This window comes from Streptomyces tatrensis, from assembly GCF_049310065.1.
GTDB lineage: Bacteria > Actinomycetota > Actinomycetes > Streptomycetales > Streptomycetaceae > Streptomyces.
In genome coordinates this window covers 6,271,708-6,295,850 of record NZ_JBMDLB010000011.1, presented here as the reverse complement: position 1 = coordinate 6,295,850, position 24,143 = coordinate 6,271,708, and the positions used below count along the sequence as shown (strand labels likewise).

Annotated in this window: 23 protein-coding genes; 7 read left to right on the top strand and 16 right to left on the bottom strand. The window is 72.1% G+C overall.

All coding sequences use genetic code 11. The features are described 5' to 3' along the window. Positions 1-90 precede the first annotated feature (90 nt). The gene (locus tag ACODT5_RS44695; protein ID WP_422524613.1) at positions 91-663 is read left to right on the top strand and encodes a PPA1309 family protein; all 573 of its coding nucleotides are present in this window, start codon (positions 91-93) and stop codon (positions 661-663) included. A 57-nt stretch (positions 664-720) separates the two neighbouring features. On the opposite strand, the gene ACODT5_RS44690 is transcribed toward ACODT5_RS44695, so the two are convergent. From ACODT5_RS44690 to ACODT5_RS44675, 4 genes are all read right to left on the bottom strand, one after another. Then, the gene (locus ACODT5_RS44690) at positions 721-1,812 is read right to left on the bottom strand and encodes a YlbL family protein (protein ID WP_422524612.1); all 1,092 of its coding nucleotides are present in this window, start codon (positions 1,810-1,812) and stop codon (positions 721-723) included. Between the two features lie 70 nt (positions 1,813-1,882). Continuing rightward, on the bottom strand, positions 1,883-2,095 hold the full coding sequence (locus tag ACODT5_RS44685) for a hypothetical protein (RefSeq protein WP_422524611.1): 213 nt from the start codon (positions 2,093-2,095) through the stop codon (positions 1,883-1,885). Positions 2,096-2,315: 220 nt separating this feature from the next. Beyond that, positions 2,316-2,777, bottom strand: a complete 462-nt coding sequence (locus ACODT5_RS44680; protein WP_422524610.1) for a molybdenum cofactor biosynthesis protein MoaE — start codon at positions 2,775-2,777, stop codon at positions 2,316-2,318. 291 nt (positions 2,778-3,068) lie between these two features. After that, the gene (locus ACODT5_RS44675) at positions 3,069-4,232 is read right to left on the bottom strand and encodes an SDR family oxidoreductase (protein ID WP_422524609.1); all 1,164 of its coding nucleotides are present in this window, start codon (positions 4,230-4,232) and stop codon (positions 3,069-3,071) included. A 206-nt stretch (positions 4,233-4,438) separates the two neighbouring features. Between ACODT5_RS44675 and ACODT5_RS44670 the strand changes: the two genes are divergently transcribed. After that, positions 4,439-5,842 (top strand): zinc-dependent metalloprotease, encoded by a 1,404-nt coding sequence (locus ACODT5_RS44670; protein ID WP_422524608.1) that lies wholly within the window; start codon positions 4,439-4,441, stop codon positions 5,840-5,842. After that, a complete protein-coding gene (locus ACODT5_RS44665) occupies positions 5,839-6,363 on the top strand; it encodes an NUDIX hydrolase (RefSeq protein WP_422524607.1) in 525 nt (174 codons plus the stop codon). Before ACODT5_RS44670 ends, ACODT5_RS44665 begins: the two co-directional genes overlap by 4 nt. Positions 6,364-6,481: 118 nt before the next feature. Here ACODT5_RS44665 and ACODT5_RS44660 read toward each other — a convergent pair whose 3' ends face one another. The 4 genes from ACODT5_RS44660 to ACODT5_RS44645 form a co-directional block, all read right to left on the bottom strand. After that, complete coding sequence (locus ACODT5_RS44660) at positions 6,482-7,237, bottom strand: AIM24 family protein (RefSeq protein ID WP_327254854.1); 756 nt, start codon at positions 7,235-7,237, stop codon at positions 6,482-6,484. 17 nt (positions 7,238-7,254) lie between these two features. Next, on the bottom strand, positions 7,255-7,935 hold the full coding sequence (locus ACODT5_RS44655; protein ID WP_422525243.1) for an AIM24 family protein: 681 nt from the start codon (positions 7,933-7,935) through the stop codon (positions 7,255-7,257). A gap of 29 nt (positions 7,936-7,964) precedes the next feature. Next, complete coding sequence (locus ACODT5_RS44650; protein WP_422524606.1) at positions 7,965-9,611, bottom strand: TerD family protein; 1,647 nt, start codon at positions 9,609-9,611, stop codon at positions 7,965-7,967. 139 nt (positions 9,612-9,750) lie between these two features. Beyond that, a complete protein-coding gene (locus ACODT5_RS44645) occupies positions 9,751-10,371 on the bottom strand; it encodes a M48 metallopeptidase family protein (protein WP_422524605.1) in 621 nt (206 codons plus the stop codon). A gap of 195 nt (positions 10,372-10,566) precedes the next feature. Here ACODT5_RS44645 and ACODT5_RS44640 point away from each other — a divergent pair, with 195 nt between their 5' ends. Next, on the top strand, positions 10,567-11,673 hold the full coding sequence (locus tag ACODT5_RS44640; RefSeq protein ID WP_422524604.1) for a TOMM precursor leader peptide-binding protein: 1,107 nt from the start codon (positions 10,567-10,569) through the stop codon (positions 11,671-11,673). A gap of 5 nt (positions 11,674-11,678) precedes the next feature. On the opposite strand, the gene ACODT5_RS44635 is transcribed toward ACODT5_RS44640, so the two are convergent. Next, positions 11,679-14,594, bottom strand: coding sequence for a tetratricopeptide repeat protein (locus tag ACODT5_RS44635; protein ID WP_422524603.1), 2,916 nt, complete (start codon positions 14,592-14,594; stop codon positions 11,679-11,681). A 223-nt stretch (positions 14,595-14,817) separates the two neighbouring features. On the opposite strand from ACODT5_RS44635, the gene ACODT5_RS44630 reads away from it, so the two are divergent. After that, positions 14,818-16,149 carry an ABC1 kinase family protein gene (locus ACODT5_RS44630; RefSeq protein WP_422524602.1) on the top strand — a complete coding sequence of 444 codons (1,332 nt, stop codon included), beginning with the start codon at positions 14,818-14,820 and terminating at the stop codon, positions 16,147-16,149. A gap of 27 nt (positions 16,150-16,176) precedes the next feature. Here the strand turns inward: ACODT5_RS44630 and ACODT5_RS44625 are convergent, their stop codons facing one another. The 5 genes from ACODT5_RS44625 to ACODT5_RS44605 form a co-directional block, all read right to left on the bottom strand. Further along, on the bottom strand, positions 16,177-16,383 hold the full coding sequence (locus ACODT5_RS44625) for an ADP-ribosylation factor GTPase-activating family protein (protein WP_243336061.1): 207 nt from the start codon (positions 16,381-16,383) through the stop codon (positions 16,177-16,179). Positions 16,384-16,496: 113 nt separating this feature from the next. Continuing rightward, a complete protein-coding gene (locus ACODT5_RS44620; protein ID WP_254384046.1) occupies positions 16,497-16,829 on the bottom strand; it encodes a hypothetical protein in 333 nt (110 codons plus the stop codon). Continuing rightward, a complete protein-coding gene (locus tag ACODT5_RS44615) occupies positions 16,826-17,197 on the bottom strand; it encodes a WhiB family transcriptional regulator (RefSeq protein ID WP_422524601.1) in 372 nt (123 codons plus the stop codon). The genes ACODT5_RS44620 and ACODT5_RS44615 overlap by 4 nt, the downstream gene beginning before the upstream one ends. Before the next feature lie 168 nt (positions 17,198-17,365). Beyond that, entirely contained in the window at positions 17,366-17,740 is a 375-nt protein-coding gene (locus tag ACODT5_RS44610) for a hypothetical protein (protein ID WP_422524600.1), read from the bottom strand. A gap of 168 nt (positions 17,741-17,908) precedes the next feature. After that, on the bottom strand, positions 17,909-20,074 hold the full coding sequence (locus ACODT5_RS44605; protein WP_422524599.1) for an ATP-dependent DNA helicase UvrD2: 2,166 nt from the start codon (positions 20,072-20,074) through the stop codon (positions 17,909-17,911). A gap of 234 nt (positions 20,075-20,308) precedes the next feature. Here ACODT5_RS44605 and ACODT5_RS44600 point away from each other — a divergent pair, with 234 nt between their 5' ends. Then, on the top strand, positions 20,309-20,569 hold the full coding sequence (locus ACODT5_RS44600; protein WP_266904728.1) for a mycoredoxin: 261 nt from the start codon (positions 20,309-20,311) through the stop codon (positions 20,567-20,569). A gap of 119 nt (positions 20,570-20,688) precedes the next feature. Then, positions 20,689-21,591 (top strand): aldo/keto reductase, encoded by a 903-nt coding sequence (locus ACODT5_RS44595; protein WP_422524598.1) that lies wholly within the window; start codon positions 20,689-20,691, stop codon positions 21,589-21,591. A 67-nt stretch (positions 21,592-21,658) separates the two neighbouring features. On the opposite strand, the gene nudC is transcribed toward ACODT5_RS44595, so the two are convergent. Together nudC and ACODT5_RS44585 are read right to left on the bottom strand one after the other, a co-directional pair. Next, positions 21,659-22,612 (bottom strand): NAD(+) diphosphatase, encoded by a 954-nt coding sequence (nudC, locus tag ACODT5_RS44590; protein ID WP_422524597.1) that lies wholly within the window; start codon positions 22,610-22,612, stop codon positions 21,659-21,661. A gap of 114 nt (positions 22,613-22,726) precedes the next feature. Then, positions 22,727-24,136 carry a dipeptidase gene (locus tag ACODT5_RS44585; protein WP_422524596.1) on the bottom strand — a complete coding sequence of 470 codons (1,410 nt, stop codon included), beginning with the start codon at positions 24,134-24,136 and terminating at the stop codon, positions 22,727-22,729. Positions 24,137-24,143: the final 7 nt, after the last annotated feature.

Genomic DNA, 24,143 nt, shown 5'->3' with positions numbered 1-24,143 from the left:
TTCAAAGCATGGGCCCCCGATCGTAGAGCCCACTCATGCAACTTACTGAGGCTTTAGTCAGTTCCCGGTATCTGGTGGAAAGGAGGCAGGATGTTGCCCATGTCCAACCTTTCGCCGTCCCCCGGCACCCCTATGGCGGCAAGCCCGCTGACCCGTGCCGTCCTCGAAATCGACGAGTACGCCTCCACCCTCGGCTGGGACAAGCCCGCCCGGCTCTTCGCCCTGGTCGACACGGCCAGGCTGCGCAAGGAGGCGCCGGGCGTCGCCCGCCAGCTCGGCCTCGACCAGGACGACACGGGCAAGAACCAGCTCACCCCGATCGAGCAGGACGAGGTGCCGGCCGGGACCCCGCTGGACAAGTTCCTGGGAACCCTCGCGTGGCCCCCGTCGATCCTCGGCTGCGCGCTGACGGTCGAGCGGCTGATGCTGCCGCCGTCGGCGGAGTCCTCCGTACCGGAGGGGCTCACCGACAAGCAGCTCGCCAAGTGGGTCGCCGGTCACCCGGAGCGCCAGGAGGTGCGGCTGACCGTGGGCGTCCTGCGCGACGGATCGCGGGAGTCGGCCGTACGGCTGCGGGACAAGGACTCGGCGAACGAGGTGCTGACCGGCGCGACGCTGGTGCCGGGGCTCGCCGAGGCGCTGGCCGCGACCTTCCTCGACTAGGTCGTCTCCCGGGTAAGTCGTCTCCCGGGTAAGCCGTTTCTCGGGCGGGGGGAACGGTCAGGGCTTGGCGCTGCACTGCGTCAGCCCGGCCGTGTCCCCCTTGCTGATCTTCTCCAGCGCCTTCACGGCGTCGTCGATGGTGGAGACCTTCACCAGCGTCAGCCCGTCGGGCACGTCGCCCGCGGCGGAGGCGCAGTTCTCGGCGGGCGTCAGGAAGTACTGGGCGCCGGCCTGGCGGGCACCGATGGTCTTCATCTGGATGCCGCCGATCGGGCCGACCTTGCCCGCGTCGTCGATGGTGCCGGTGCCGGCGACGAACTTGCCGCCGGTGAGGTTCTCCGGGGTGAGCTTGTCGACGATGCCGAGCGCGAACATCAGGCCGGCGCTGGGGCCACCGACGTCGGCGAGCTTGATGTCGATGGTGAACGGGAAGGTGTGGTCGGTGCCGGCCCGGATGCCGACGACCGCGTGACCGTCGCCCTCCGCCTTGCCCGCGACGATCGTGACCTTCTTCGTGCCGGTGGGCTCGCGGTGCGCCTTCTCGGCCTCCGCGGCCTCGGGGGCGGGCACGATGGTGAACTCGACGGGCTCGCCGGGCTTGTGCTTGGTGACCAGCTTGGCCACGTCCTCGGGAGCCTTGACAGGTGTCCCGTCCACGGCCTTGATGACGTCTCCGGCGTGCAGCTTGCCCTCGGAGGGGCTTCCCTTGACCACGGAGGCGACGATCACGCGGGCGGCGACCGGGATGCCGAGCTGCTTGAGGGCGGCCACCTTGGCGCTCTCCTGCGACTGGCTGAACTCCTCGGCGTTCTCCTGCGTGGACTCCTGCTCCGTCTTGCCGTCCGGGTACAGGTTCTCGTGCGGCACGACGATGTTGTCGCCCGCCGCCCAGCCGTACACGGCCTCCAGCAGGTTCATGTCGTAGTCCGCGCCGGTGACGCGGACCGTCGTCATGTTCAGGTGCCCGGTGGTCGGGTACGTCTTGTGCCCCGAGATGTTCAGGACGGGCTCGCCGTGCGAGTCCCCGAGCGTGTTCACGGTCGGGCCCGGGCTCATCTCGGAGTACGGGGCCTTCATGAACACTCCCGCGCAGAGCAGCGCGAACAGCATGAGGGTGGAGGCGAGCATCGTCGCAGTGCGGCGTGGCATGGATCGACAGTACGTGACGGCCCTGAAGAGCGGCCCCCGGGGCCGGTCCGTACGGGGGCCCGCCGCGGCGTCAGACGGAGTCGACCGTGTCCTTCTTGCGCTGCGCGTCCGCGCCCGCCTTCACCGCGCCCGGTTCGTTCTGGCCCATGGCCTCACGGAACCGCGCATAGCCCGCGAGCTCGGATATGTCACCGGATGTGCGGTCGCGTGCCGCCCAGCTGCCCCATATCGCCGCTCCGATCGCGGCGAACAGCGGAATCAGCAACCACGCCAAAGACGCCATGGGCGTGTCTCCCTACCCCGAAGTACGTGTTGTTGGTGGCTTCAACGCTGCTGCCCGGGAGGGGGTTACGCAAATCGAGGGCGTGTTGCGCGTCCGAACGGGGCAAACCCCATCTTCCACGACCCCCTCGCACGGCTCGGCGCCGGGGCACCTCAGCAGGCTTCGGCCGGCCGCGCCGGACTCCGTCCGTCGGCTGCCTTCGGACCTGCCGGCCCGCGCCTCAGCAGGCGCCGACCCACTCCTCCGTACCGTCCGCGAAGGTCTGGTGCTTCCAGATCGGGACCTCGTGCTTGAGGTCGTCGATCAGCATCCGGGCGGCCTCGAAGGCCTCGCCGCGGTGCGGGCAGGACACGGCGACGATCACCGCGAGGTCGCCGACGGCCAGGTCGCCGACGCGGTGGACGGCGGCGAGGGCGCGGACCGGGTACTTCTCCACGACGCGCTCGGCGACGCGGCGCATCTCGGCCTCGGCAGAGGGGTGGCAGGAGTAGCCGAGCTGGTCGACGTCCGCCCCGCTGTCGTGGTCGCGCACCGTGCCGACGAAGAGCGTCGTACCGCCCGTCGCATCGTCGCCGACGGCCTGGAAGACCTCGTCGATCGAGAGCGGGGTCTCACGGATTTCGAGCAGCCGGATCGGGTCCGGAGCGGCGTACTCGCCGGGGTGGTCGAAGTGCGGTGCCATACCTTCCATCGTGCCCTAGCCGCCGACCCGGCGGAATAGCAGTTTCACCAGGTCCCCACCGGCCCCCTTGGGAGCCTCCTACAGAAACCGCCTGGTCGCGGCGGCCCGCACGGGCAGCCACCCACAGCCAGCCCGCCGGCGTTCGAGGCGATCTTTCACGCCCGCCGCCTCGCACGGGCAGGCCGACCCCCGCCGAAATCCAGCCCCGCCGGCGTTTGAGGCGCGGGGGTCCGGGGGCGGCGCCCCCGGGAACGGCGCCGCACCGCAGGGCGCGCCCCGACCCCGCCGGGGTCAGATGCCCCGGCGCCGGCGCGCAGCGCGGATCGCGGCGGCGGCACCGAGCAGCGCGACCGTCGCGCCCGCGGCACCGGCGGCCGTGGCGTCCTTGCGCCCCAGTCGGCGCCCGGCCACGGTGTGCCGGCCCGCGACCTCCTGGAGGAGCTCCGCGAGCACCTCCTCGTTGGTCCAGCGCGGCCGCCACCCCGCGGCGTGCAGCCCGCTGACACTGACCACCCACGGGTGCATCGTGTACGCGAGGTCCCCCGCCGGGGACGGGGTGAGGCCGATCCGGTGCAGCCTGGCCGCCGCGCCCAGGGCCACGGCCGACGGGAGCTCCATGCGGCGGATCCCGCTGAGCTCCTCGACCTCCTCCTGCTCCAGCCAGCCCTCGCAGCCGACCGCCAGCTCTCCCTCGACCTTCTCCAGGGCCGCGTACTCCAGCGCGCTGACCAGGTCCTCGACGTGGCAGAACTGCCACGTCGGGCGGGAGCCCGCCACCACCAGCAGGCGCGGGGACTCGAAGTAGCGGGTCAGTGCGGTGTCCGTGCCGCCGACCAGGACCGCCGGGCGGACCACCGTGACGTTCAGGCCGGGGTGCGCGCGCGGCGCCCGGCGGCCCAGCCGCTCGATCTCCAGCAGGTCGCCCACGCCGGTCGCCTCGGCGGTGGCGCGCAGCTCGGCGTCCTCCGAGAGCGGGATGTCGTTGTCCGGCAGGGCCCCGTAGACCATCGCGGACGTGCAGAGCACGACCCGGTGCACCCCGGCCGCCGCGGCGGCGGTGAGCACGGTCTGGGTCCCCCGCACGTTGTACGCCGTACGGGCTGCCGGGTCCGTCTCCAGGTCGAGGTCGAGGGCGAGGTGCACCACGACGTCCGCGCCGCGCAGTTTCTCCGCGATCGCGGGGTCCCGTACGTCCAGGAGGTGCCACTGCGCGTCGGTGCAGTCCCCGCGCCGCTCGTCGATCGCGACGACCTGCTTGACCTCGTCGGACGCGGCCAGCCTGGTCACCAGGGCCGCCCCCACCCCCGAGGCGGCGCCGGTCACGGCGATCACGGGGCCTCGGCGCGCGGAACCGCCCGGGTTTCGCGTCCGGCGAACGCCGTGGGCGTCCTCGCCGTGCTCAGGGCGGTCTTCCGGGCCCTGTTCGTCCAAAGCGTGCGGATCTGGGGAACTCACCAGGCGTCTCCAGCGGTTGTCTTCAGTAGGGACGCGCCGTGACGCGGACCCACCAGTTGATGTCCATCCTGCCGCAGCCCAGGAGCCAGCGGAGCACCGAGCCCGGAAGCGGGTCTGGTGTCTACGCTGGGTGGTGTTGTCGAAGCACTGTTGTCGAACCATTGCCCGCCGGTTCCCGCCGGCGGCCCTACGAGCCGAGGAAACCCGTGAGCGACACCCCATTCGGATTCGGCCTTCCGCCCGAGGAGCCGGACAACGGCGACGAGGGCAAGAAGAAGGGCAACCAGGGCGGTCAGAGCGGCCCGAATCCGTTCGGGTTCGGCACGGGCCTGCCCGGCGGCTCCGGCGGCCCGGGGGACGCGGACAACCCCTTCGCCGCGATGTTCGGCTCCATGAACCCGAACGACCTCGGCGCCGCCTTCCAGCAGCTCGGCCAGATGCTGAGCTACGAGGGCGGCCCGGTCAACTGGGACATGGCCAAGGACATCGCCCGCCAGACCGTGGCCCAGGGCACCGCGGACGGGGTCAAGGACGCCAGCGTGGGCCTCGCCGAGAAGTCGGCGGTCGAGGAGGCCGTGCGCCTCGCCGACCACTGGCTCGACGACGTCACCTCGCTGCCCTCGGGCGCCGCCACCGCCGTGGCGTGGAGCCGCGCCGAATGGGTCGAGGCGACCCTGCCGGTGTGGAAGGAGCTCGTGGACCCGGTCGCCGAGCGCGTCGGCGCGGCCATGGGAGGCGTCCTGCCCGAGGAGATGCAGGCCATGGCGGGCCCGCTGCTCGGGATGATGCGTTCCATGGGCGGGGCCATGTTCGGCCAGCAGATCGGCCAGGCCGTGGGCACCCTCGCGGGCGAGGTCGTGGGCTCGACCGACGTCGGGCTCCCGCTGGGCCCGGCCGGCAAGGCCGCCCTGCTGCCGCTGAACATCGAGAGCTTCGGCAAGGACCTGGGCGTCTCCTCCGACGAGGTACGGCTGTACCTGGCGCTGCGCGAGGCCGCGCACGCGCGGCTCTTCGCGCACGTGCCGTGGCTGCGCTCGCACCTCTTCGGCGCGGTCGAGGGGTACGCGCGGGGCATCAAGGTCGACACCTCGAAGCTGGAGGACGTGGTCGGCCAGCTCGACCCGTCGAACCCGGAGCAGCTTCAGGAAGCACTCCAGGGCGGCATGTTCCAGCCGCAGGACACCCCCGAGCAGAAGGCGGCGCTGGCCCGTCTGGAGACGGCGCTCGCACTGGTCGAGGGCTGGGTGGACGCGGTCGTGCACGAGGCCGCCAAGCCCCGGCTGACCTCGGCCGACGCCATGCGCGAGACCATGCGCCGGCGGCGCGCCTCGGGCGGCCCGGCGGAGCAGACCTTCGCCACGCTGATCGGGCTGGAGCTGCGGCCGCGCCGGCTGCGCGACGCCTCGCGGCTGTGGGCCTCGCTCACCGACGCGCGCGGCGTGGACGGGCGCGACGGGCTGTGGGAGCACCCGGACATGCTGCCGACCGCTTCCGACCTGGACGACCCGGACGGGTTCGTGCACCGCGAACAGCTGGACTTCTCCGAGATCGACAAGATGCTGGGCGAGGCCGCCCAGAAGCGCGAGCAGGACGGCGACGACAAGAAGTGAGCCTGCACGAAGACGCGGTCCTCGTCCTCAAGAGCTACGAGGGCCAGCCCGAACTGCGCGACGTCTACCTGGAGCACTTGGCCGCCCATCCCGACGGGGTCTACAAGCCCTGCCAGGCGGGGCACGTCACCGGCAGCGCGCTGGTGATCGACCCGGAGCACGAGCGCGTCCTGCTGACCCTGCACAAGAAGCTGGGCATGTGGCTCCAGATGGGCGGGCACTGCGAGCAGGGTGACGCCACCCTCGCCGAGGCGGCCATGCGCGAGGCCCGCGAGGAGTCCGGCATCGCCGAGGGGCTGACCCTGGTGCCCGGCGGCCCGGTGCGCCTGGACCGGCACCCGATCCCGGCTCCGTGCAACTGGCACCTGGACGTGCAGTACGCGGTGCTGGCGCCCGCCGGTGCCCTCGAAGCGATCAGCGACGAGTCGCTGGACCTGCGCTGGTTCCCGTACGCCCAGGTGGCGGAGGTGGCCGACACCTCGGTGGTGCGGCTGCTGGAGGCGACGCTCGCGCGGCTCTGAGCCGGCCGGACACGAGGAAGGGGCGGCCCCGCCGATGCGGGGCCGCCCCTTCCGTCCGTCCGTACCCGGATCGGTCCGTGCCCGGATCGGTCCGTACCCGGATCCGTCCGTGCCCGGATCAGTTCCAGGCGTTGTTCTGGTTCTGCGCGTGGGCGCCCTGCTGGCCCATGCCGAACTGGGCGGCCGCGCCCTGGCCGATCTGGGCGTTCTGCGGCGGGAGCGCCTCGCTCGGCTGGACCAGGGCGAAACCGGTGCCGAGGAAGCTCAGCTCCCAGCCCTCGCCGGTGTTGCCGCGGCGCCGCCAGACGCCGGTGGAGTGCGTCTGGGCCTGCATCTGCACGCGCAGCGAGGTGGACCAGGCGACGATGGCGTCCGCGTCGGCGTTGACGTACTTGTCGGGCGTGACCTGCAGCATCAGGGGCTGCCCGGAGGTCATCAGCGCGACCTTGCCGCGGCCGGTGATGTTGAGCTGGTACTTGCCGGAGCCGGAGATCCCGTACTGGCTGTCCACCGCGATGGCCTCGGTGTGCAGGGTGGAGTCCAGGGCCAGCACGTAGCTGCTGTCGACCGTGAGGCCTTCCTGGTCCACGTCCACGACGTGGACGTACTGCGCCAGGTTGGCGAGGTAGACCGTGCCCTGTCCGGAGCAGCGCATCAGGTCGAGGCCCTCGCCGGTGCGGGCGCGGGCATTGCGCTGGGTGGTGCTCTGGTACTCGCCGTCGAAGTCGATGATCCCCTGGTAGGCGACCATCGCGCCCTTGCGGGCGAGGACGTCGTCGGAACCGCTCAGCGAGACCCGCAGCAGCTGCGGGTTCTGGACGGCGTACCGCTCCTGGGACTGCGCTTCTGCGTGGGCGAAAAGTGAGCTCTGCATGGTGTGTCTTCTCCCCCTCAGCCCCGGGCCCGGAGCCGGTCGGTGCTGTCCTCGCTGGGCTGTACGACGACGATGCCCTGGCCGGAGAAGGCCATCTGGTAGGCCTCCCCGCTGCCCCGGCCGAGCATGGACGAGGCCTTGAAGCTGCGCTTGCCCTTGACCTTGAGGTTCGGGGACCAGGCGACGAGCGCGTCGGGGTCGACGTACGTCTCGTCGTCGCCGCGGCCGCAGTCGACCACGATCGGCGTGCCGCGCGAGGTGATCGCGACCCAGCCGGTGCCGGCGACCGACACGTTGAACAGGCCCTGGCCGGCGAACTTGGCCATGCCCTTGACCCGCTCCACGCCCCACTGGAGGTGGGCGTCGAAGGCGAGCAGGTTGGTGCCGTTGACGGAGAGCGAGTCGTTGTTGAGGTTGATCACGACGACGTCCGCGCCGTAGTCGGCGAGGTAGAGCAGGCCGTCGCCGGAGGCCTTCATCAGCGGGGCGCCTTCGCCGGTGAGCCATGCCGAGGCCATCTGGCGGACGGCCGGCGGGTTGGGCTCGTACTGCACGAAGCCCTCGTAGGCGACCATCGATCCGGTGCGCGCGAAGAGGTCCTGGCCGCTCTGCATGGCGACCTTGAGCATCGCGCGGCCGTGGTTCTCCATGCGGGCCGTGACGGGGGTCGGGGCGTAGCCCGCGAGCTGCTGGTTCATTGCGTTCATGGCATTCATGTGGGGCTCCCTCAGACCTCGTACGGCTGGACGACGATGAAGTTGCCGGGAGCGCCGCGGAACTGGAGGTTCACGGTCTCCCCGCTGTGGCCGGGGTAGGCGTTGCGGCGCAGCCGGACCTGACTGGAGATGATCACCTGGGCGGCGGAGGACCACGCGACTATGGCGTTGCTGTCCGCGAAGGTGGTCGGCGTGACGGGCAGGACGACGGGCACGCCGTGCGTCTTGACGATCACCGTGCCGGTGCCCTGGAACTGCATGGTGAACAGGGCGCCGCCCGGGATGCCGTGGCCCTCGATGCGGCGGACCTCGTGCTGGAGCGACTCGTCGAAGGCGAGGACGTTCTCGGCGGAGACGCAGATGCCGTCGCCCTGCAGCTCGATGGCGTGCAGGTGGGCGCCGTCCTCCGCGAGGAAGACCTGGCCGCGGCCGGCGCAGCGCATCAGCTGCATCTCCTGGCCGGTGGCGTTGCCGACGACGCGGCCGGCGAAGCCCGCGCCCTTGTAGCTGAAGTCGACCTTGCCCTGGTAGAGGACCATGCTGCCCTGGCGGGCGAGGACGGCCTGGCCGCCCATGGCCAGGTCGACGCGCATGAGCTGCTGGTTCTGCGGGGTCCAGCGGGCGCCCGTGGGGGCTTCCTTGTACGGCTGGAGGGCGGCGGCGAGTCCGGCACCGGCGGCGGGCACCGCCTGCGCGGGCTGGCCGTAGCCCTGGGGCTGCTGGCCGAAGCCGGGCTGCTGGCCGTACGGGGGCTGCTGCTGGCCCGGGACCTGGCCGTACGAGGGCTGCGGCTGCTGCCCGTACGGCGCGGGGGCCGGGGCGGGCGGCGGGACCTGCCCGTAGGGCGCGGGGGCGGGCGGGGCCAGGGGGGCGCCCATCGGCGCAGCCATGGTGGGGGCCGCGTGGACGGGCTGCTGGTACGGCGCGGGGGCCGGGACCTGTGCCGGGGCAGGGGCCTGCGGCGGGGTTTGGGCAGGCGCTTGGGCCGGCGCGCCGAAGGAGGGCGCCGGGGCCGGGGGCTGCGCCTGGGCGGGAGCGCCGAAGGAGGGCGCCGGGGCGGCGGCCTGCGGGGGCGGGGCGAAGCCGGGCGCCGCGGCCGGGGCCTGCGCCTGCGGTGCGGGCTGCTCCTCCTCGGCGACCTCGCCGCCGAAGTTCTGGAGCAGCGCGGCGAGCCCGCCGTCGAAGCCCTGGCCGACGGCGGCGAAGCGCCACACGTCCTTGAGGTAGAAGTCGCCGATCATCAGCGCGCGCTCGGTGCTGAACTCCGAGCCCGAGAAGGAGTACCGGACGACTTCCTCGCCGCCCGCCACGATGCGGATGTAGCCGGGGCCGATCTGCGACATCTGCCCGGCGCCGTCGATCGAGGCGGCGAAGGAGAGCTTGTGGATGTTGGCCGGAATGCGGTCCAGGGTCACCCGGAAGGATTCCGTGTCGCCGGCCTGCGTGCCGAGCTGCTGGATCGACTCCTCCGGCGACTTCGGCTGGTTGAAGAAGACGAAGTAGCGGTCGTCCGAGAGCTGTTCGTTGACGTCGAGGCCGAAGCAGCTGATGTCGATGGCGAGTCCTGGCCCGGCGATCTGGACACCCACATAAAGGTCTGTGCCCGGTGTCAGATCACTGATTTTGGCCTTGTGACCGCGTTGGAATTCCCTGGCCATACGTAAGACCGTCCCCCATCCCGACTGTGAATGCGTGCCGCTCAGGCTAACGGCAACCTCGGACATCCGGCCAAGTCGGTACCGACCCGGTACATATCACGAGGCGTGACATGACGGGTATATAGCGGACAAACAAGGATCATTCCTCGCGGGCGGCGGGGACTTTCGGAAGGCGTTCGGCGGCGACGACTCCTTCGAGGTACCCGCGCGCCCGCTCGGTGCGCGGGTACGCCTCCAGGAGTTCCCAGAAGCTGGGGCCGTGGCCGGGCACGAGGAGGTGCGCCAGCTCGTGCAGCAGCACGTAGTCGACGACGTACTCCGGCATCCCCTGGATGCGGTGCGAGAGCCGGATGCTGCCTTCGGCCGGGGTGCAGGAGCCCCAGCGGGTGTTCTGATTGGTGACCCAGCGGACCGTGCGGGGGCGGGCGCGGCCACTGAAGTACTGCTCGGACAAACGCTCGGCGCGCTCGGCGAGTTCCGCGTCCCCGAGGGTCCGCTTGCTCTCCTGCGCCGCCAGCTTGTCGAGCATGACGCCCACCCAGCGCTGCTCCTCGGCCTCGGACATCCGGGCAGGGATGAGGACGACCGTACGGTCACCCTCGCGGTAGGCGGATACGGTCCTTCGGCGGCGTGCGCTCCGGCGGACTTCGACGGCGCGCTGCGGTGGATCGGCGGACACGCCATGACGGTACCCGCTCGCCACGGCGGAAGTCCCGCCCCGCCCGGGGTCTGACACGAACCGATGCGCAGTCGGCGGCATGGGCGCACCAAAGAACGCCCACCATTCATTTCATATACCTAATACCCCTCGCCTGTGGACAAACTCATGCAGGTCTTTCGCGGGCCGGGCAATCTTGCGGAAAGCGACGCGGATCCTGCGGACCCGGCAGACCAAAGGGACCGGCCCAGGGGAATGCGGCGCGCGAAACGAACCGTGAATCGAGGGAGGACCGCGATGTATCCGAAGGTGAAGCCGGCGCTGGCACGGGCCTGGCGGGATCTGCAGACGGTGCAATTCGGTGTGACGCCCGCACATGCGGTGGTGCTCGGACCGGTGGACACGGCGACGGGCGCGCTCCTGGAACTGATCGACGGGACGCGGGGCATGGACTTGCTGCGGTCGGAGGGCAAGGGGATGGGTCTCCCGGACGGCCGGGTCGACGAGGTGGTGCGCAGGCTGGCGGTGGCCGGGCTGCTCGACGACGCCACCGCGGGCGGACCCCGCGCCCAGGCGGTGCGGGACCGCCCGGAGACCCTGGAGCGGCTCGGCCCGGACCTGGGGTCGCTGTCCTTGGTCCGCCCCCGGCCGGGCGGGGACTTACAGGGGGTCGCCGCCCGCCGGGTGATACGGGTTCAAGTGCGCGGGAGCGGCCGGGTCGGCGCGGTGATCGCCTCGGTCCTGGCGGGAGCGGGCATCGGCCGGGTCGAGGTGCTCGACGGGGGCCGCGCGCAGCCGGCGGACGTGGCGCCGGGCGGTCTGGGCCCCGGCAGCGTGGGACGGCTGCGCGCCGAGGCCGCGCGGACGGCGGTCCGCGACGCCGCCCCCGGGCGCGGGCCGCGGACCGGGGAGAGCGAGGGACCGGAGCCGGGGCTGGCCCTGGTGGTGGTCGCGCCCCGCGACGGGCTGCAGTCCTGGGCTCCCGATCCACAGACGGCGGCCGACTGGGTCACCACCGGCACCCCTCACCTGTACGCGGGGGTACTGGAGGGGACCGGGCTGGTGGGGCCGCTGGTCCTCCCCGGAGCCACGGCGTGCGCCGGCTGCATGGAGCGCGACCGGATCGACCGGGACCCGGCCTGGCCGCGCATGCTGGTCCAGTGGCGCTCGGCCCACCGCCGCCGGACCGCCGCCGCCTGCGACCTGGGCCTCTCCACCGCCGTGGCCGGCCTGGCCGCGGCCCACGCCCTGTCCTTCCTCGACGGCGAACTCCCCGCCTCCACCGCCACCCGCTGGGAGGCCTCCCTCCCCACCCTCACCTGGCAGTCCACCCCGGTCCACCCGCACCCCGACTGCCCGTGCGCGGCGGCGAGCGTCCCGGCGGGACAGGGGGTGGGGACATGAGGGCCCTACTGGGGAAGCGCGGCGATCCTCTCCTCGACGACCTGGCAGTACCGCGCGATGCGGGGCTCGGCCGAGGGGACCACGGGGACGAGGCTGCGGAGATTGACGATCAGCGCGCGCAGCTGCCCGGGGAGCGGAGCGGCTTCGAGGAACTCCGCGAGGCGCTGATCGGCCCGCTCCCAGTCGCGCAGCAGGCAGTGGGCGAGCAGGAGGCTGTCCGCTTCGAGGGCGTCCTGCGCCCCGGCGTCAGGGGAGCTCCGAAGTTCCACCACGCGCGTCAGGTGGTGGTCACGGTCCGGGTGCCGGAGCGCGGCCCTGACCACCGCCATCTCGTAGTGCGTCCACGCGTCCTCGGGGTCGAGTTCGAGGGAGCGGGCGAGGTCGGCGAGCGCCTCGTCGTAGCAACCGAGCAGCCTGAGGGTCAGACCGCGGGCGGTGCGGGTGGAGGCGCTGGCGGGAAGGAGCTCGACCGCGCGGCCGTAGTCGGCCAGGGCCTCCTCGTAGGAGCCCAACACGCGGCGGTGATCGCCCCTCCTCCTGACGGCCCAGCTGTCCTGCGGGCTGATCGCGTGGACGTGGTCCCAGTCGGCGAGAGCCCGCTCGAAGTCGCCGAGCTGCGACCAGGTCGTCGCGCGCAAGAACAAGGCGAGCGCGTCGTCCGGTTCGTGAGCCAGAGCCCGATCGATGTCGGCCAAGGCCTCCTCGTATCGACCCAGGTCGCGGTGGATGGAAGCACGACTGGTCAGGGCCCATGCGTAGTTGGGAGAGAGTTCGATGGCACGACCGAGGTCGGCGAGCGACTCCTCTCGGCGCCCCATCGACTGAAGGGTCTTCGCCCGGTGTACCAACGTCCACGCGGAGTTGCCGGGTTGGATCGCCGCCGCATGCGAGAGGTCGGCCAGCGCCTCCTCGTGGCGAGCCATCGCGCCATAGGTGATGCCTCGTCCGGTGAGCGCCTGCCGGTGCTCGGGGACGATTCCCACGACGCTGTTGAAATCCTCCACGGCCTCCTCGTACCTGCCGGACAAGTAGTGCAGCATCCCTCGGTTGACCAGGCTCAGAACGTGACCGGGCTTGAGTCCGATGACCCGGGTGTACTCGGCGGCCGCCTCGTCGCGGCTCCCCGCGAGCTCGTAGGTCCGGCCCCTGCCGTAGCGGGGGCGCGTGGCCCGGGGATTCAGGTCGAGCGCTTCGGTGTAGTCGGTCAGGGCCTGTGCGAAGTCCTGGCCGTTGCGGTGGTCCCGGCCGCGCAGGGTCAGGGCCAGGGCCCTGCCTTCGGGAGCGAGGTCGGCTCGGGTCAGGAGGAGGGTCAGGGCGGCGGTGCCCGGGGCCGGCTGGTCCAGGGTCGCGCCGAGGTCCTCGGACCAGCGGGTCAGGGCCGGGGCATCCGTGTCGCGGGCCGCGGCGGCCAGGGCTGCGGTCCAGCGGTGGAGGGTGGTGATGCCGTGGTCGTAGGCGTCGACGAGGTCCCGGAGCAGGGCCGGGAGGGCTGTGCGGGGGTCGGCGCAGAGCCGGTGGTAGGCCTCCTCCAGGCGGAGGCCGCGCCAGGTCTCGTCCGACCACCACCCCTCGGTCGGGGCGGTCGCCTCCTCCAGGTGCGCGCGGCGCCGCCGGAACGCATCGGCCGGCCGGGTGTGGAGCTCCTCCCACCGGACCGGGGACTGCCTGCGCTGCAGGCGCAGCATCGCGCTGCGGACCACCTCGTGGTACCGGCAGTGGCCGGAGCGGTCGGTGACGAAGGGCATCGACCGGAGCCAGCCGAAGAGTTCGGCAGCTTCCTCCTCGACCGCGGCCCGGTACACGTCCTCGTCCAGCTCCTGCGGGAACGCGCAGGCCAGGGCAGCGGCCCGGCGGGCGGGGTCGGGCACCCACTTCAGGAACCGCTCGACGGCGGTGCCGCTCAGGTCCCCGATCTCCTCCACCTCTTCCACCGTGCCCGGCTGTGTCTCGGCCAGGGTGGAGACCAGGACCGGAAGCCGGCCCGACAGGCGCAGGATCACCTCGACGACCCGCTCGTCGGTGACTCCCTTTCCGGTGAGGAGGAGGCGTGCCTCGGGCTCGGTGAAGACCTCCAGCGGCCAGTCGGTGACCAGGTCGTGCCAGTCCTCCCAGGTGCGGGCGGCGAGCTTCGACTGTCCGGCCAGGGTGACCAGGACGTTCGCGGGGAACTCCCCGTAGCGTTCGCTGCCCAGCACGTCGCGCAGCCAGGTGTCCAGCATCGGGCCGGTGCGCTCATAGGTGTCGAAGAAGAGCACGATCCAGGGGTGTTTGCGTGCCACCTCGGCGAGCTCTTCGAGGAACACCGGGGTCAGCATGTCCAGCGGGGAGAGGACCAGTTCGACGTCGCCGTGGTTGCGCAGCCGGGTGCTGAGGAGGGCCTTGACCCGGTCCGCGCCGGCGGCGACCTGGTGGGGGTCGACCACACCGGTGAACGCGCCGGCGCCCGGGATCAGGCCGAGCCCGGCAAGGCCGAGCTGCGAGGCGATCACGCTGGAAGGAGAGGGAGGCGCGGCGCCCGCGGTCACCGGGTCGGGCCCGGTGGCGGCCGCGAGGAGTCCGGCGTCGGCTTCGTGGCGGCGCTGGCGGTAGGTGGCCAGAAGCTTCTCGAAGCCCTTCATGGGCAGGCCGCGCTGGGCGAACTGGGCGCTGACGAGCTCCATCGCCTCGATGGCGTCCGCGACCGACTCGTCCACGTACGCGGTGACCGCCCCGCCTTCGCGGGCGATGGTCTCCAGGTGCCGTACCAGGGTCGACTTGCCGACGCCGCCGGGGCCGCGGATGTGGAAGAGGAACTGCTCCGCTTCCTCCGGGGGCTGTCTGAGGGCGTCCCGGAAGGCGCTGACCTCGCCCTGCCTGCCGATGAAGCCGACGGACCGGCGCCGCCGGATCAGTTCCTGCCTCGAAGGTCCCCGCCCCGCCATCCCCAGCTCCTCCACCGGCATTACGCGGCCCGCTCCACCGCCATGCTGTCCCATGGGTGCGGCCGTCGTCTGCCGACCGGCGGATTGCCCCAGGGTTCCGGGCAGGAGACTCGGGCGGGGTGGGCGCGGAGGGTCATGACAGGATGCCTTTGGCCGGGAAGGCCTTCGGGGGACTCCCCCGAACGCCGCTCGCGGCTCAGCTGTCTGGGAATTGGAGGGGCTCATGTCTGATCTTCCCCGGAAGGCGGTCACCCGTACCGTCAAGCTGGCCGCGCTGCCGCTCGGCATAGCGGGCCGGGCCACTTGGGGGCTCGGCAAGCGGATCGGCGGCAAGTCGGCGGAGATCGTGGCGCGCGAGCTCCAGCAGCGCACCGCCGAGCAGCTGTTCCGTGTACTGGGAGAGCTGAAGGGGGGCGCCATGAAGTTCGGCCAGGCGCTCTCGGTCTTCGAGTCGGCGCTGCCCGAAGAGGTCGCCGGACCGTACCGGGCCGCACTGACGAAGCTGCAGGAGGCGGCCCCGCCGCTGCCCGCGGCCACCGTGCACCAGGTGCTGGCGGAGCGGCTCGGCGCGGACTGGCGTGATCTGTTCGAGGAGTTCGAGGACAAGCCCGCCGCGGCGGCCTCGATCGGGCAGGTGCACCGGGCGGTGTGGCACGACGGTCGTCAGGTGGCGGTCAAGGTCCAGTACCCGGGGGCCGGCGAGGCCCTGCTGTCGGACCTGAAGCAGCTGAGCCGGTTCGCCGGACTGCTGGGGCCGCTGGTCCCGGGCATGGACATCAAGCCCTTGATCAAGGAGCTGCGCGACCGGGTCTCGGAGGAGCTGGACTACGAGCTCGAGGCCGAGGCCCAGCGGACGCACGCGGACGCCTTCGACGGCGACGAGGACGTGGTCGTGCCGGACGTGGTGCACCAGGCCGACCAGGTGCTGGTGACCGAGTGGATCGAGGGGACCCCGCTGTCGGAGGTGATAGCCGACGGCACCCCGGAGGAGCGCGACCGCGCCGGACAGCTGCTGGCCCGCTTCCTCTTCTCCGGCCCCGCGCGCACCGGGCTGCTGCACGCCGATCCGCACCCGGGCAACTTCCGGCTGGTCTCCGCGGCGGACGGCCGGATGCGGCTGGGCGTACTGGACTTCGGGACGGTCGACCGGCTGCCGGGCGGCTGGCCCAAGCCCATAGGCCGGTCGCTGCGGATGGCGCTGGACGCCGATGCCGAGGGGGTCTACGGACACCTGCGCGCGGAGGGGTTCGTGCGCGAGTCCATCGAGCTGGAAGCCGACGCGGTGCTCGACTATCTCAGGCCGATGCTCGAACCGGCCGAGGCCGATGAGTTCACCTTCACGCGGACCTGGCTGCGCGGTCAGGCCGCCCGGATCGCCGACCCCCGCTCCCCCGCGCACCAGTTGGGCCGGCAGATCAACCTGCCGCCCTCCTACCTGCTGATCCACCGGGTGACGCTGAGCACCATCGGGGTGCTGTGCCAGCTCGGCGCCACGGTCCGGCTCCGCGAGGAACTGGACTCCTGGCTGCCGGGGTTCCTGCCCGAAGAGGGCTGAGCCGGGCGCGCGGCCGCGGGTCGGCGCTCACCACCAGGCGGAGTCGAGGCGGCCTTCGATGGCGCGGAGGTTCGCACGCGCGCAGTCGACGCAGAAGTACTGTCTGGTCCCGTTCTCGACGGAGCAGGTCCAGGTGGGCGGGGCGCCGGCCGGGGACTGGGCGCCGCAGCGCGCGCAGACGACGGGCGGGGCCTCGGTTCCCGGCGGTGCCGGGTGGGGAGTCGGCTGGTCCACCTCCAGACGATATCCCCGCGGGGGCCGGCGGGCGGTCCGCAACGCACCGGGGGGACCGGCCCGTTCGGGCCGGTCCCCCCGGTGGTTTCCTCCGAGCCGTCTCCGGCTCCCTCTTAGTGCATGACGGCCATGGCCAGCGCGCGCCGGGCGCGCAGCGAGACGCGCTCGGCTCGACGCTGCATGCGCCGCGCGGCGACCAGGCGCACGGCGCGACGCTCGGCGTCGACCTCGCGCATGCGGTCGTCCATATGGGCACGAGCCATGGCTTCTGGGATGAGTTGCATTTCGCGGGTCCTGTTCTGACGCGAGGTGATCGCGCCGGCGGTGATGAAGTCTGCGGTGGCGGAGCCGTGCGGCTGCTCGCTCGTGGTGGCGTGGGGGGACATGAGGGCCTGCTTCAGGGGGTCGTGCGTGAGGGGGCGGTCGATGGTTCCGTTGGCGGTCATGCCGCGACAACCGGGTTCTTGCGCGGACGGCCACGGGGACGCTTCCGGGCGACGACGACACCCTGGACGAAGAGCTCGCCTCCCCAGACACCCCAGGGCTCGCGGCGCTCCAGCGCACCGGCGAGGCAGGCCTCGACCAGCGGGCAGGTGGCGCAGAGGGACTTCGCGTACTCGACGTCGGCCGGGGACTCGGCGAAGAAGACCTCGGGGTCGTAGGTGCGACAGGCGACGGGGACGCCGAGGTTCTCGATGGCGTCGTCGAGCGCGGTCAGCGCGGTGAGGGGAGTCAAGGTGGAGTCCTCCGGGACTGCGGGCGGGGAGAGGGTCTGGGTCTTCGGTACGGACGGGGCGTGCGCTTCGAGTTGCACGGTGGTTTCTTCCTCGTCTTGTTCGTCTAGTCGTTCCGGCCGGTCGGCCGGGGGCGGCTGGGGTACCTCGCCCCTTCGGTCCGTCGTCCCCTGTTCGGGGACAAACAGAAGGGCCGCGGATCCCTGGTGGGGTTCCGCGGCCCTGAAGGCGCCGGCCTGATCGTCAGATCAGACTGGATCACTCCAGGGTTCGAGCCCGCGGTAGGCCCACATCAGGTGGTGCTGCTTCTTCGTCTGCGTCTTCTGCGCCTTGAATCCGACACTGGCGGCGCCGGCACCGGCTGCGGCCGCAAAGGCATAGGCGCCATGCGCCTGGGCTTCTGCTGCCAGTACTGCCACCGGTGCCTGGGTCGGTCGCTCATTGCGCTCGAGGACCAGCGCGCTCGGCGCGGCGGGCCGGACGGAGCTGTCGGCGCAAATGGCGGACAGACCGGTGACCGGCAGACCGGTACCCGTGAGGGCAAGGAGCGTGGAGGAGCCGAGGGTGCAGGAAGCGGCGACCGAGCGATCGGTCAATTTGGTGGTGGTGATGAAGCTGGTCACTGGTCTCGCCTCCTCTCGGCGTCTCGGGGATCCGGCCCGGAGGCCTCGTCCCATGCGTATTCGGATAAGTACAGCACGGATCAGGGGCTTCGGAGAAGCCACCGTTTCCGTTGCTAAGAACCTATGGGGCTTCGCTGGGCATGTGCAAACTATTTTTCCGACGAGTTTCTACGCGTCGTCAGAATCTTCCGTCCCGGGCTCCCCACCTGCACAGATGGCCAGCACGTCGGCTCCGTACCGCTCCAGCTTCCGGGCGCCCACTCCGGAGATCATCGAGAGCTCTCCCTCCTGCGAGGGCGCGGCCTCCGCGATGGCCATCAGCGTCTTGTCCGTGAAGACGCAGTAGCCGGGCATGCCCTGCTCCTTCGCCTGGACGGCGCGCCAGTCGCGCAGGCGCTCGTAGAGCCCTTCGTCCATGTCCGAAGGGCAGTCCTCGCAGCGCATCAGTTTCAGCTCGCCGGCGTCGGTCAGGGTCTTGCGGCAGACCCGGCACACGGCCGGACCGCGGCGGCCCCGCTTGCGGGCGCCGGGCTCGACCGGGCCGCCCGGCCTGCTTCCCGGCGCCAGGGAGCCCGGCCTCAGGCCGTTCAGGAAGCGGCTGGGCCGCCTTGACCCGCGGCCGCCGGGAGTCCGGGAGAGGGCCCAGGAGAGCGTCAGGTGGTGCCGGGCGCGGGTCACGCCGACGTAGAGCAGCCGGCGCTCCTCCTCGACCTGCTCGTCGGTCTTCGCATAGGTGATCGGGATCATGCCGTCGGTCAGGCCGACGAGGAACACGGCGTCCCACTCCAGGCCCTTCGCCGCGTGCAGCGAGGCGAGGGTGACGCCCTGGACGGTCGGGGCGTGCTGGGCGGCCTTGCGCTCGTCCAGCTCGACCGTCAGGTCGGCCAGGGTCGCGGACGGCCGGCTGCGGGCGAAGTCCTCGGCGAGCCGGACCAGCGCGGCCAGCGATTCCCACTGGTCGCGGACGGCGCCGGAACCGGCGGGCGGTGCGCTGGTCCAGCCGGTGGAGCTGAGCACGGCCCGGACCTGGGAGCCGAGCTCCACCACGTCGTCGAGCAGCCGGTCGTTGCCGCCGGAGCGGGCGGCTCCGCGCAGGGCGAGGATCGCCTTCTGGACCTCGGCGCGCTCGAAGAAGCGCTCGGCTCCGCGCAGCTGGTAGGGGACTCCGGCGTCGGCGAGGGCCTGCTCGTAGACCTCGGACTGGGCGTTGATGCGGTAGAGCACGGCGATCTCGCCCGCCGGGACGCCGGCCGCGACGAGGTCCCGGATCCGGTGGGCGATGCCCTCGGCCTCGGCGGGCTCGTCCGCGTACTCGGCGTAGACCGGGTCGGGGCCGGTCTCGCGCTGGGAGACCAGCTCCAGGCGGTGCTCGGCGGCGCGGCCCTTGGCCTGGGCGAGGAGCCCGTTGGCGAGGTGGACCACCTGGGGGGTGGAGCGGTAGTCGCGGACCAGCTTGACCACGGTGGCCTGCGGGTACTTGGTGCGGAAGTTCAGCAGGTGGTCGGGGGTGGCGCCGGTGAAGGAGTAGATCGTCTGGCTGGCGTCGCCGACCACGCAGAGGGTGTCGCGCTCGCCGAGCCAGAGGTCCAGCAGCCGCTGCTGGAGCGGGCTGACGTCCTGGTACTCGTCGACGACGAAGTGCTGGTACTGGGTGCGGATCTGCTCGGCGATGTCGTGGCGGTCCTGCAGGATGCCGACGGTGAGGAGCAGCACGTCCTCGAAGTCGATCATGCCGCGGTCGCGCTTGAGCTGCTCGTACGTCCCGTAGATCTGGGCGATCTCGGCCAGGTCCCGGGGGGCTTCGCGGCCGGACTTGCGGGCGGCCGCCGGGTAGTCGGCGGGCACCGTCTGGGTGACCTTCGCCCACTCGATCTCGCCGGTGACATCGCGCAGCTCGCCCCGGTCGAGTCGGATGCGGCAGCGCGCGCCCGCCTCGGCGACGAACTGGATCTTGCGCTCCAGCAGCCGGGGCACGTCGCCGCCGACCGCTTTCGGCCAGAAGTACTGGAGCTGGCGCAGGGCTGCGGAGTGGAAGGTCCGTGCCTGCACCCCGCCCGCGCCCAGCTCGCGCAGGCGGCCGCGCATCTCGCCGGCGGCCCGGTTGGTGAACGTGACGGCCAGCACGCTCGCCGGCATCAGCTGGCCGGAGCGGACCCCGTAGGCGATGCGGTGGGTGATCGCCCGGGTCTTGCCCGTACCGGCGCCCGCGAGCACACACACCGGCCCGCGCAGGGTCGTCGCGACCTCGCGCTGCTCCGGGTCCAGGCCCAGGAGCACCGCGTCGGCCGAGTCTGCGCCGGGCGTGAAGGATGAGGAGTGCGTTGCTGATGTCACCCCGCCATGCTGCCAGGTCTCGTGGGGAGGCCGGGAAATCCGTCCACAGGCCGCCCGTGCTCGTCCGACAGGAACATGGTCGTACCGGAGCCCGGTAGGACCGGAGCGGGCTCGTACCGGAGCCCGGTCGTGCCGGAGCGGGGTACGGGCACGCCGGGAATGGTCGCGCGGTCCCGTACGTTCAAGCACCTGGGCCAATCGGACCAACGAGCATCCACGAATGGAGAGCGCAGCATGCAGGACGCGGGAACGGTCACGATGTACAGCACGACCTGGTGCGGCTACTGCCGTCGGCTGAAGAGCCAGATGGACCGGGAAGGCATCGCCTACACCGAGATCAACATCGAGCTCGACCCCGAGTCCGCGGCGTTCGTGGAGAAGGCGAACGGCGGCAACCAGACGGTTCCCACCGTCCTCGTCACCTCCGCCGCCGGCAGCGAGTCGGTCATGACGAACCCGAGCCTGGCCCAGGTCAAGCAGGCCCTCGCCGTCTGACGTGCTGAGCACCACGCACGGAAAGCCCCCGCCGAGGCGGGGGCTTCTGCGTTTCCGGGGCCGGTCCGGTCAGCTGCCCTGTTAGCGTCCCTCCTTGATCAAGGGGGAGGAGACGACACGTGACTACGAACACGTTCCGCATCGGTGGGGATCTGGAAGTGCGCAGGCTCGGATTCGGGGCCATGCGCCTGCCCACGGACCCGGGTCCGGGCCGTGAGGGTGCGCTCGCGGTGGCCCGGCGGGCCGTCGAGCTGGGCGTCACGCTGATCGACACCGCCCACATGTACGGCTGGGGCGCCAACGAGGAGCTGCTGGCCGAGGCGCTGCACCCCTACCCGGACGGGGTCCTCGTCACCACCAAGGTCGGCATCGCCCGGTCCGTCCCGTCGGGCGACTGGACGCAGGACGCGCGGCCGGCCGCGCTGCGCGAGCAGGTCGAGCAGGCGCTGCGCCGGCTGCGCGTGGAGCGGATCGGGCTGCTCCAGCTGCACCGCATCGATCCGCGGACGCCCCTCGCCGACCAGATCGGCACGCTGCGGGACCTGCGGGCCGAGGGCAAGATCGGCCACATCGGGCTGTCAGAGGTCACCGTCGGCGAACTCGAAGCGGCCCGGGAGATCGTCGGCATCGCGAGCGTGCAGAACCGCTACAACCTGCTCGACCGGGAGCACGAGCCCGTGCTCGCGGCGTGTGAGGCGGCGGGCATCGCGTTCCTGCCGTGGGCCACCGTCGCCTGGGGCCGGTCGGGGGCGACCGCCGAGATCGCCGCCGTGGCGGCCGAGGCCGGAGCCACGCCCACGCAGGTCGCGCTCGCCTGGCTCCTCGGGCACTCGCCGGTGGTCCTCCCGATCCCGGGCACGTCCCGGATCGCCCACCTGGAGGAGAACCTCGCCGCGGAGGGCCTCCGGCTGACCGGGACCCAGCGCGCCCGCCTGGACCGCCTGGCCGACCCGCTGTCCGCCCCGCCGGCCGACCCGCCCTCCGACCGGCCGGCCGACCGCGACGGTGGCAGTACAGCCTGACCAGGGACGGGCGAAGGCCCCCGCCGGAGCGGGGGCCTTCGCCGGTGTCCGGGTGGGGCGGGGGGGGTCAGGCGGTCGTGACCGGCTTCGGGAGCGGCTTGCCGTACCAGAGCTCGACCAGGCGGGCCGCGATGGAGATCCCCGCCGGCGGGAGGACCTCGCCGGTCTCGATCGCCGAGCGCAGGTCGTCGCGGGAGAACCAGCGGGCCTCCTGGATCTCGTCGCCGTCGACCTCGATGTCGAAGGTGACGGCGCGCGCCGTGAAGCCCAGCATCAGGCTGTACGGGAACGGCCAGGGCTGGCTGGCGACGTAGTCGACCTCGCCGACCTTGACGCCCGCCTCCTCCCAGACCTCGCGGATGACCGACTGCTCGATCGACTCGCCCGGCTCGACGAACCCCGCGAGGGTGGAGAAGCGGCCCTCGGGCCAGTGCACCTGCCGGCCCAGCAGCGCGCGGTCCTGGTCGTCCGTGACCAGCATGATCACGGCCGGGTCGGTCCGCGGGTAGTGCTCGGCACCGCAGCCCGGGCAGCGGCGGATGTGCCCGGCCGCGGCGACCACCGTGCGCTCGCCGCAGCGGGAGCAGAAGCGGTGCATGCGCTGCCAGTTCTCCAGCGCCACCGCGTGCACCATCAGCCCGGCGTCCCGCGCGGAGAGCAGCATTCCGGCCTCGCGCAGGCCGGCCGGGCGGGCCGACTGGTCCATGCGGCCGGGCAGCGAGTCCTTCTGCAGCGCGAAGTACCGTACGCCGTCCTCGTCGGTCCCCAGGAAGTACCGGTGGGTCTCGGTGACCGGGGCCTCGAAGGCCGGGGTCATCACGATCGCGGTGCCGCCGTCGGGGGTGTCGTCGATCAGGACCTGACCGCCCGAGACGACGAAGACGCGGGTGCTGGGGTGGCTCCACGCCGCGGCGAGCCACGCCTCGTCGAGGCGGTGGTGCGCGGCGCGGTCGATGCCGCTGGGCGCGGCCAGCGAGATCGGGCGCTCGGACTCGGTATGGGTGCTCACAGGTACTTCCAACTCCCCCGGTGGCGGGACACAGGCAGGCTCAGCAGGACGGACGGGTGTGCGGTGGCGTGTGTGACGTTTCGGCCGCGTGCGGCGTGTGGGGCGCGTGTGGCGCGTGCGGCGTCCTCAAGCGGACGCCGGCTTCCAGTGGGCGGCCAGGTCGGCCCAGAGGTAGGCGGCCGTCTCGACGCCCTTGGTGAGCAGGTCGAGCTCGACCTTCTCGTTCGGCGAGTGCCAGCCGTCGGAGGGCACGGAGATCCCGAGGAAGAGGACGGGGGCGTTCAGCACGTCCTGGAGGTCGGCCGCCGGCCCCGAGCCGCCTTCGCGGGTGAAGCGGACCTTCTGGCCGAAGGCCCTGCCCATGGCGCGTACGACCGACTGCAGCGCCGGGTGGTCCAGCGGGGTCAGGCACGGCCGGGTCGGGGCGCCGAAGGTGATGGAATGCTGGATTCCGGCCGGGACGCACTCCGCGAGCCAGGCCGTGAAGGCCGTCTCGACCTCGTACGGGTCCTGCCCCGAGACCAGGCGGAACGACAGCTTCAGGTGCGCCGAGGCGGGCACGATGGTCTTGCCGCCGGGTCCCTGGTAGCCGCCGCCGATGCCGTTGACCTCGGCCGTCGGGCGGGCCCAGACGCGCTCCAGCGTGGAGTAGCCGGCCTCGCCCGAGGCCGCGTACGACTTGGCCGTACGGAGCCACTCGCTCTCGTCGAAGGGGAGCTCGGCGATCAGCGCCCGCTCCGCGTCCGTGAGCTCGGCGATGTTGTCGTAGAAGCCGGGGATCGTGACCCGCTCGTCCGCGTCGTGCAGGGCCGCGACCAGGCGGGCGGCGACGGTGGCCGGATTCGGCACGGCGCCGCCGAAGGCACCCGAGTGGATGTCCTGGTCGGGGCCGAACAGGTCGATCTCGCAGTCGGCGACGCCGCGCATGCCGGTGCAGACGGTGGGCGTGGTCTCGGACCACATGCCGGTGTCGGAGACGATCACGACGTCGGCGGCGAGGCGGGCCGCCTCGCGTTCCACGAGGGCGCGGAAGTGCGGGGAACCGGACTCCTCCTCGCCCTCGATGATCAGCTTGAGGTGCACGGCGGGAGCGGACGCGCCGGTCGCGGCGAGGTGGGCCCGGACGCCGAGGGTGTGGAAGAAGACCTGCCCCTTGTCGTCGGCGGCGCCGCGCCCGTACATCCGGCCGTCCTTGATCACCGGCTCGAACGGGTCGGTGTGCCAGCCGTCGGCGAGGGCGGCGGGCTGCACGTCGTGGTGCCCGTAGACCAGGACGGTGGGGGCCGCGGGGTCCTCGCTCGGCCATTCGGCGAAGACGGCGGGAGCGCCGGCCGTCTCCCAGACCTCGGTGACCAGGAAACCCGTCTCCCCCAGCTTCGCGGCCAGCCAGTCGGCGCTGCGCCGTACGTCGTCCGCGTGCTCGGGCTGGGCCGAGACGGAGGGGATGCGGAGCCAGTCGGCGAGGTCTTCGAGGAAGGCGGCGCGGTGGGTGTCGATGTACGTGCGGACGACGCTGTCCGCCGGGGTGTCGCTCATGGCCACG

Coding starts and splice junctions, on each gene's coding strand:
- ACODT5_RS44695 (WP_422524613.1), top strand. CDS start 91: ATGTTGCCCATGTCCAACCTTTCGCCGTCCCCCGGCACCCCTATGGCG.
- ACODT5_RS44690 (WP_422524612.1), bottom strand. CDS start 1,812: ATGCCACGCCGCACTGCGACGATGCTCGCCTCCACCCTCATGCTGTTC.
- ACODT5_RS44685 (WP_422524611.1), bottom strand. CDS start 2,095: ATGGCGTCTTTGGCGTGGTTGCTGATTCCGCTGTTCGCCGCGATCGGA.
- ACODT5_RS44680 (WP_422524610.1), bottom strand. CDS start 2,777: ATGGCACCGCACTTCGACCACCCCGGCGAGTACGCCGCTCCGGACCCG.
- ACODT5_RS44660 (WP_327254854.1), bottom strand. CDS start 7,237: ATGCAGAGCTCACTTTTCGCCCACGCAGAAGCGCAGTCCCAGGAGCGG.
- ACODT5_RS44655 (WP_422525243.1), bottom strand. CDS start 7,935: ATGAACCAGCAGCTCGCGGGCTACGCCCCGACCCCCGTCACGGCCCGC.
- ACODT5_RS44650 (WP_422524606.1), bottom strand. CDS start 9,611: ATGGCCAGGGAATTCCAACGCGGTCACAAGGCCAAAATCAGTGATCTG.
- ACODT5_RS44645 (WP_422524605.1), bottom strand. CDS start 10,371: ATGCCGCCGACTGCGCATCGGTTCGTGTCAGACCCCGGGCGGGGCGGG.
- ACODT5_RS44640 (WP_422524604.1), top strand. CDS start 10,567: ATGTATCCGAAGGTGAAGCCGGCGCTGGCACGGGCCTGGCGGGATCTG.
- ACODT5_RS44635 (WP_422524603.1), bottom strand. CDS start 14,594: ATGGCGGGGCGGGGACCTTCGAGGCAGGAACTGATCCGGCGGCGCCGG.
- ACODT5_RS44630 (WP_422524602.1), top strand. CDS start 14,818: ATGTCTGATCTTCCCCGGAAGGCGGTCACCCGTACCGTCAAGCTGGCC.
- ACODT5_RS44620 (WP_254384046.1), bottom strand. CDS start 16,829: ATGACCGCCAACGGAACCATCGACCGCCCCCTCACGCACGACCCCCTG.
- ACODT5_RS44600 (WP_266904728.1), top strand. CDS start 20,309: ATGCAGGACGCGGGAACGGTCACGATGTACAGCACGACCTGGTGCGGC.
- ACODT5_RS44585 (WP_422524596.1), bottom strand. CDS start 24,136: ATGAGCGACACCCCGGCGGACAGCGTCGTCCGCACGTACATCGACACC.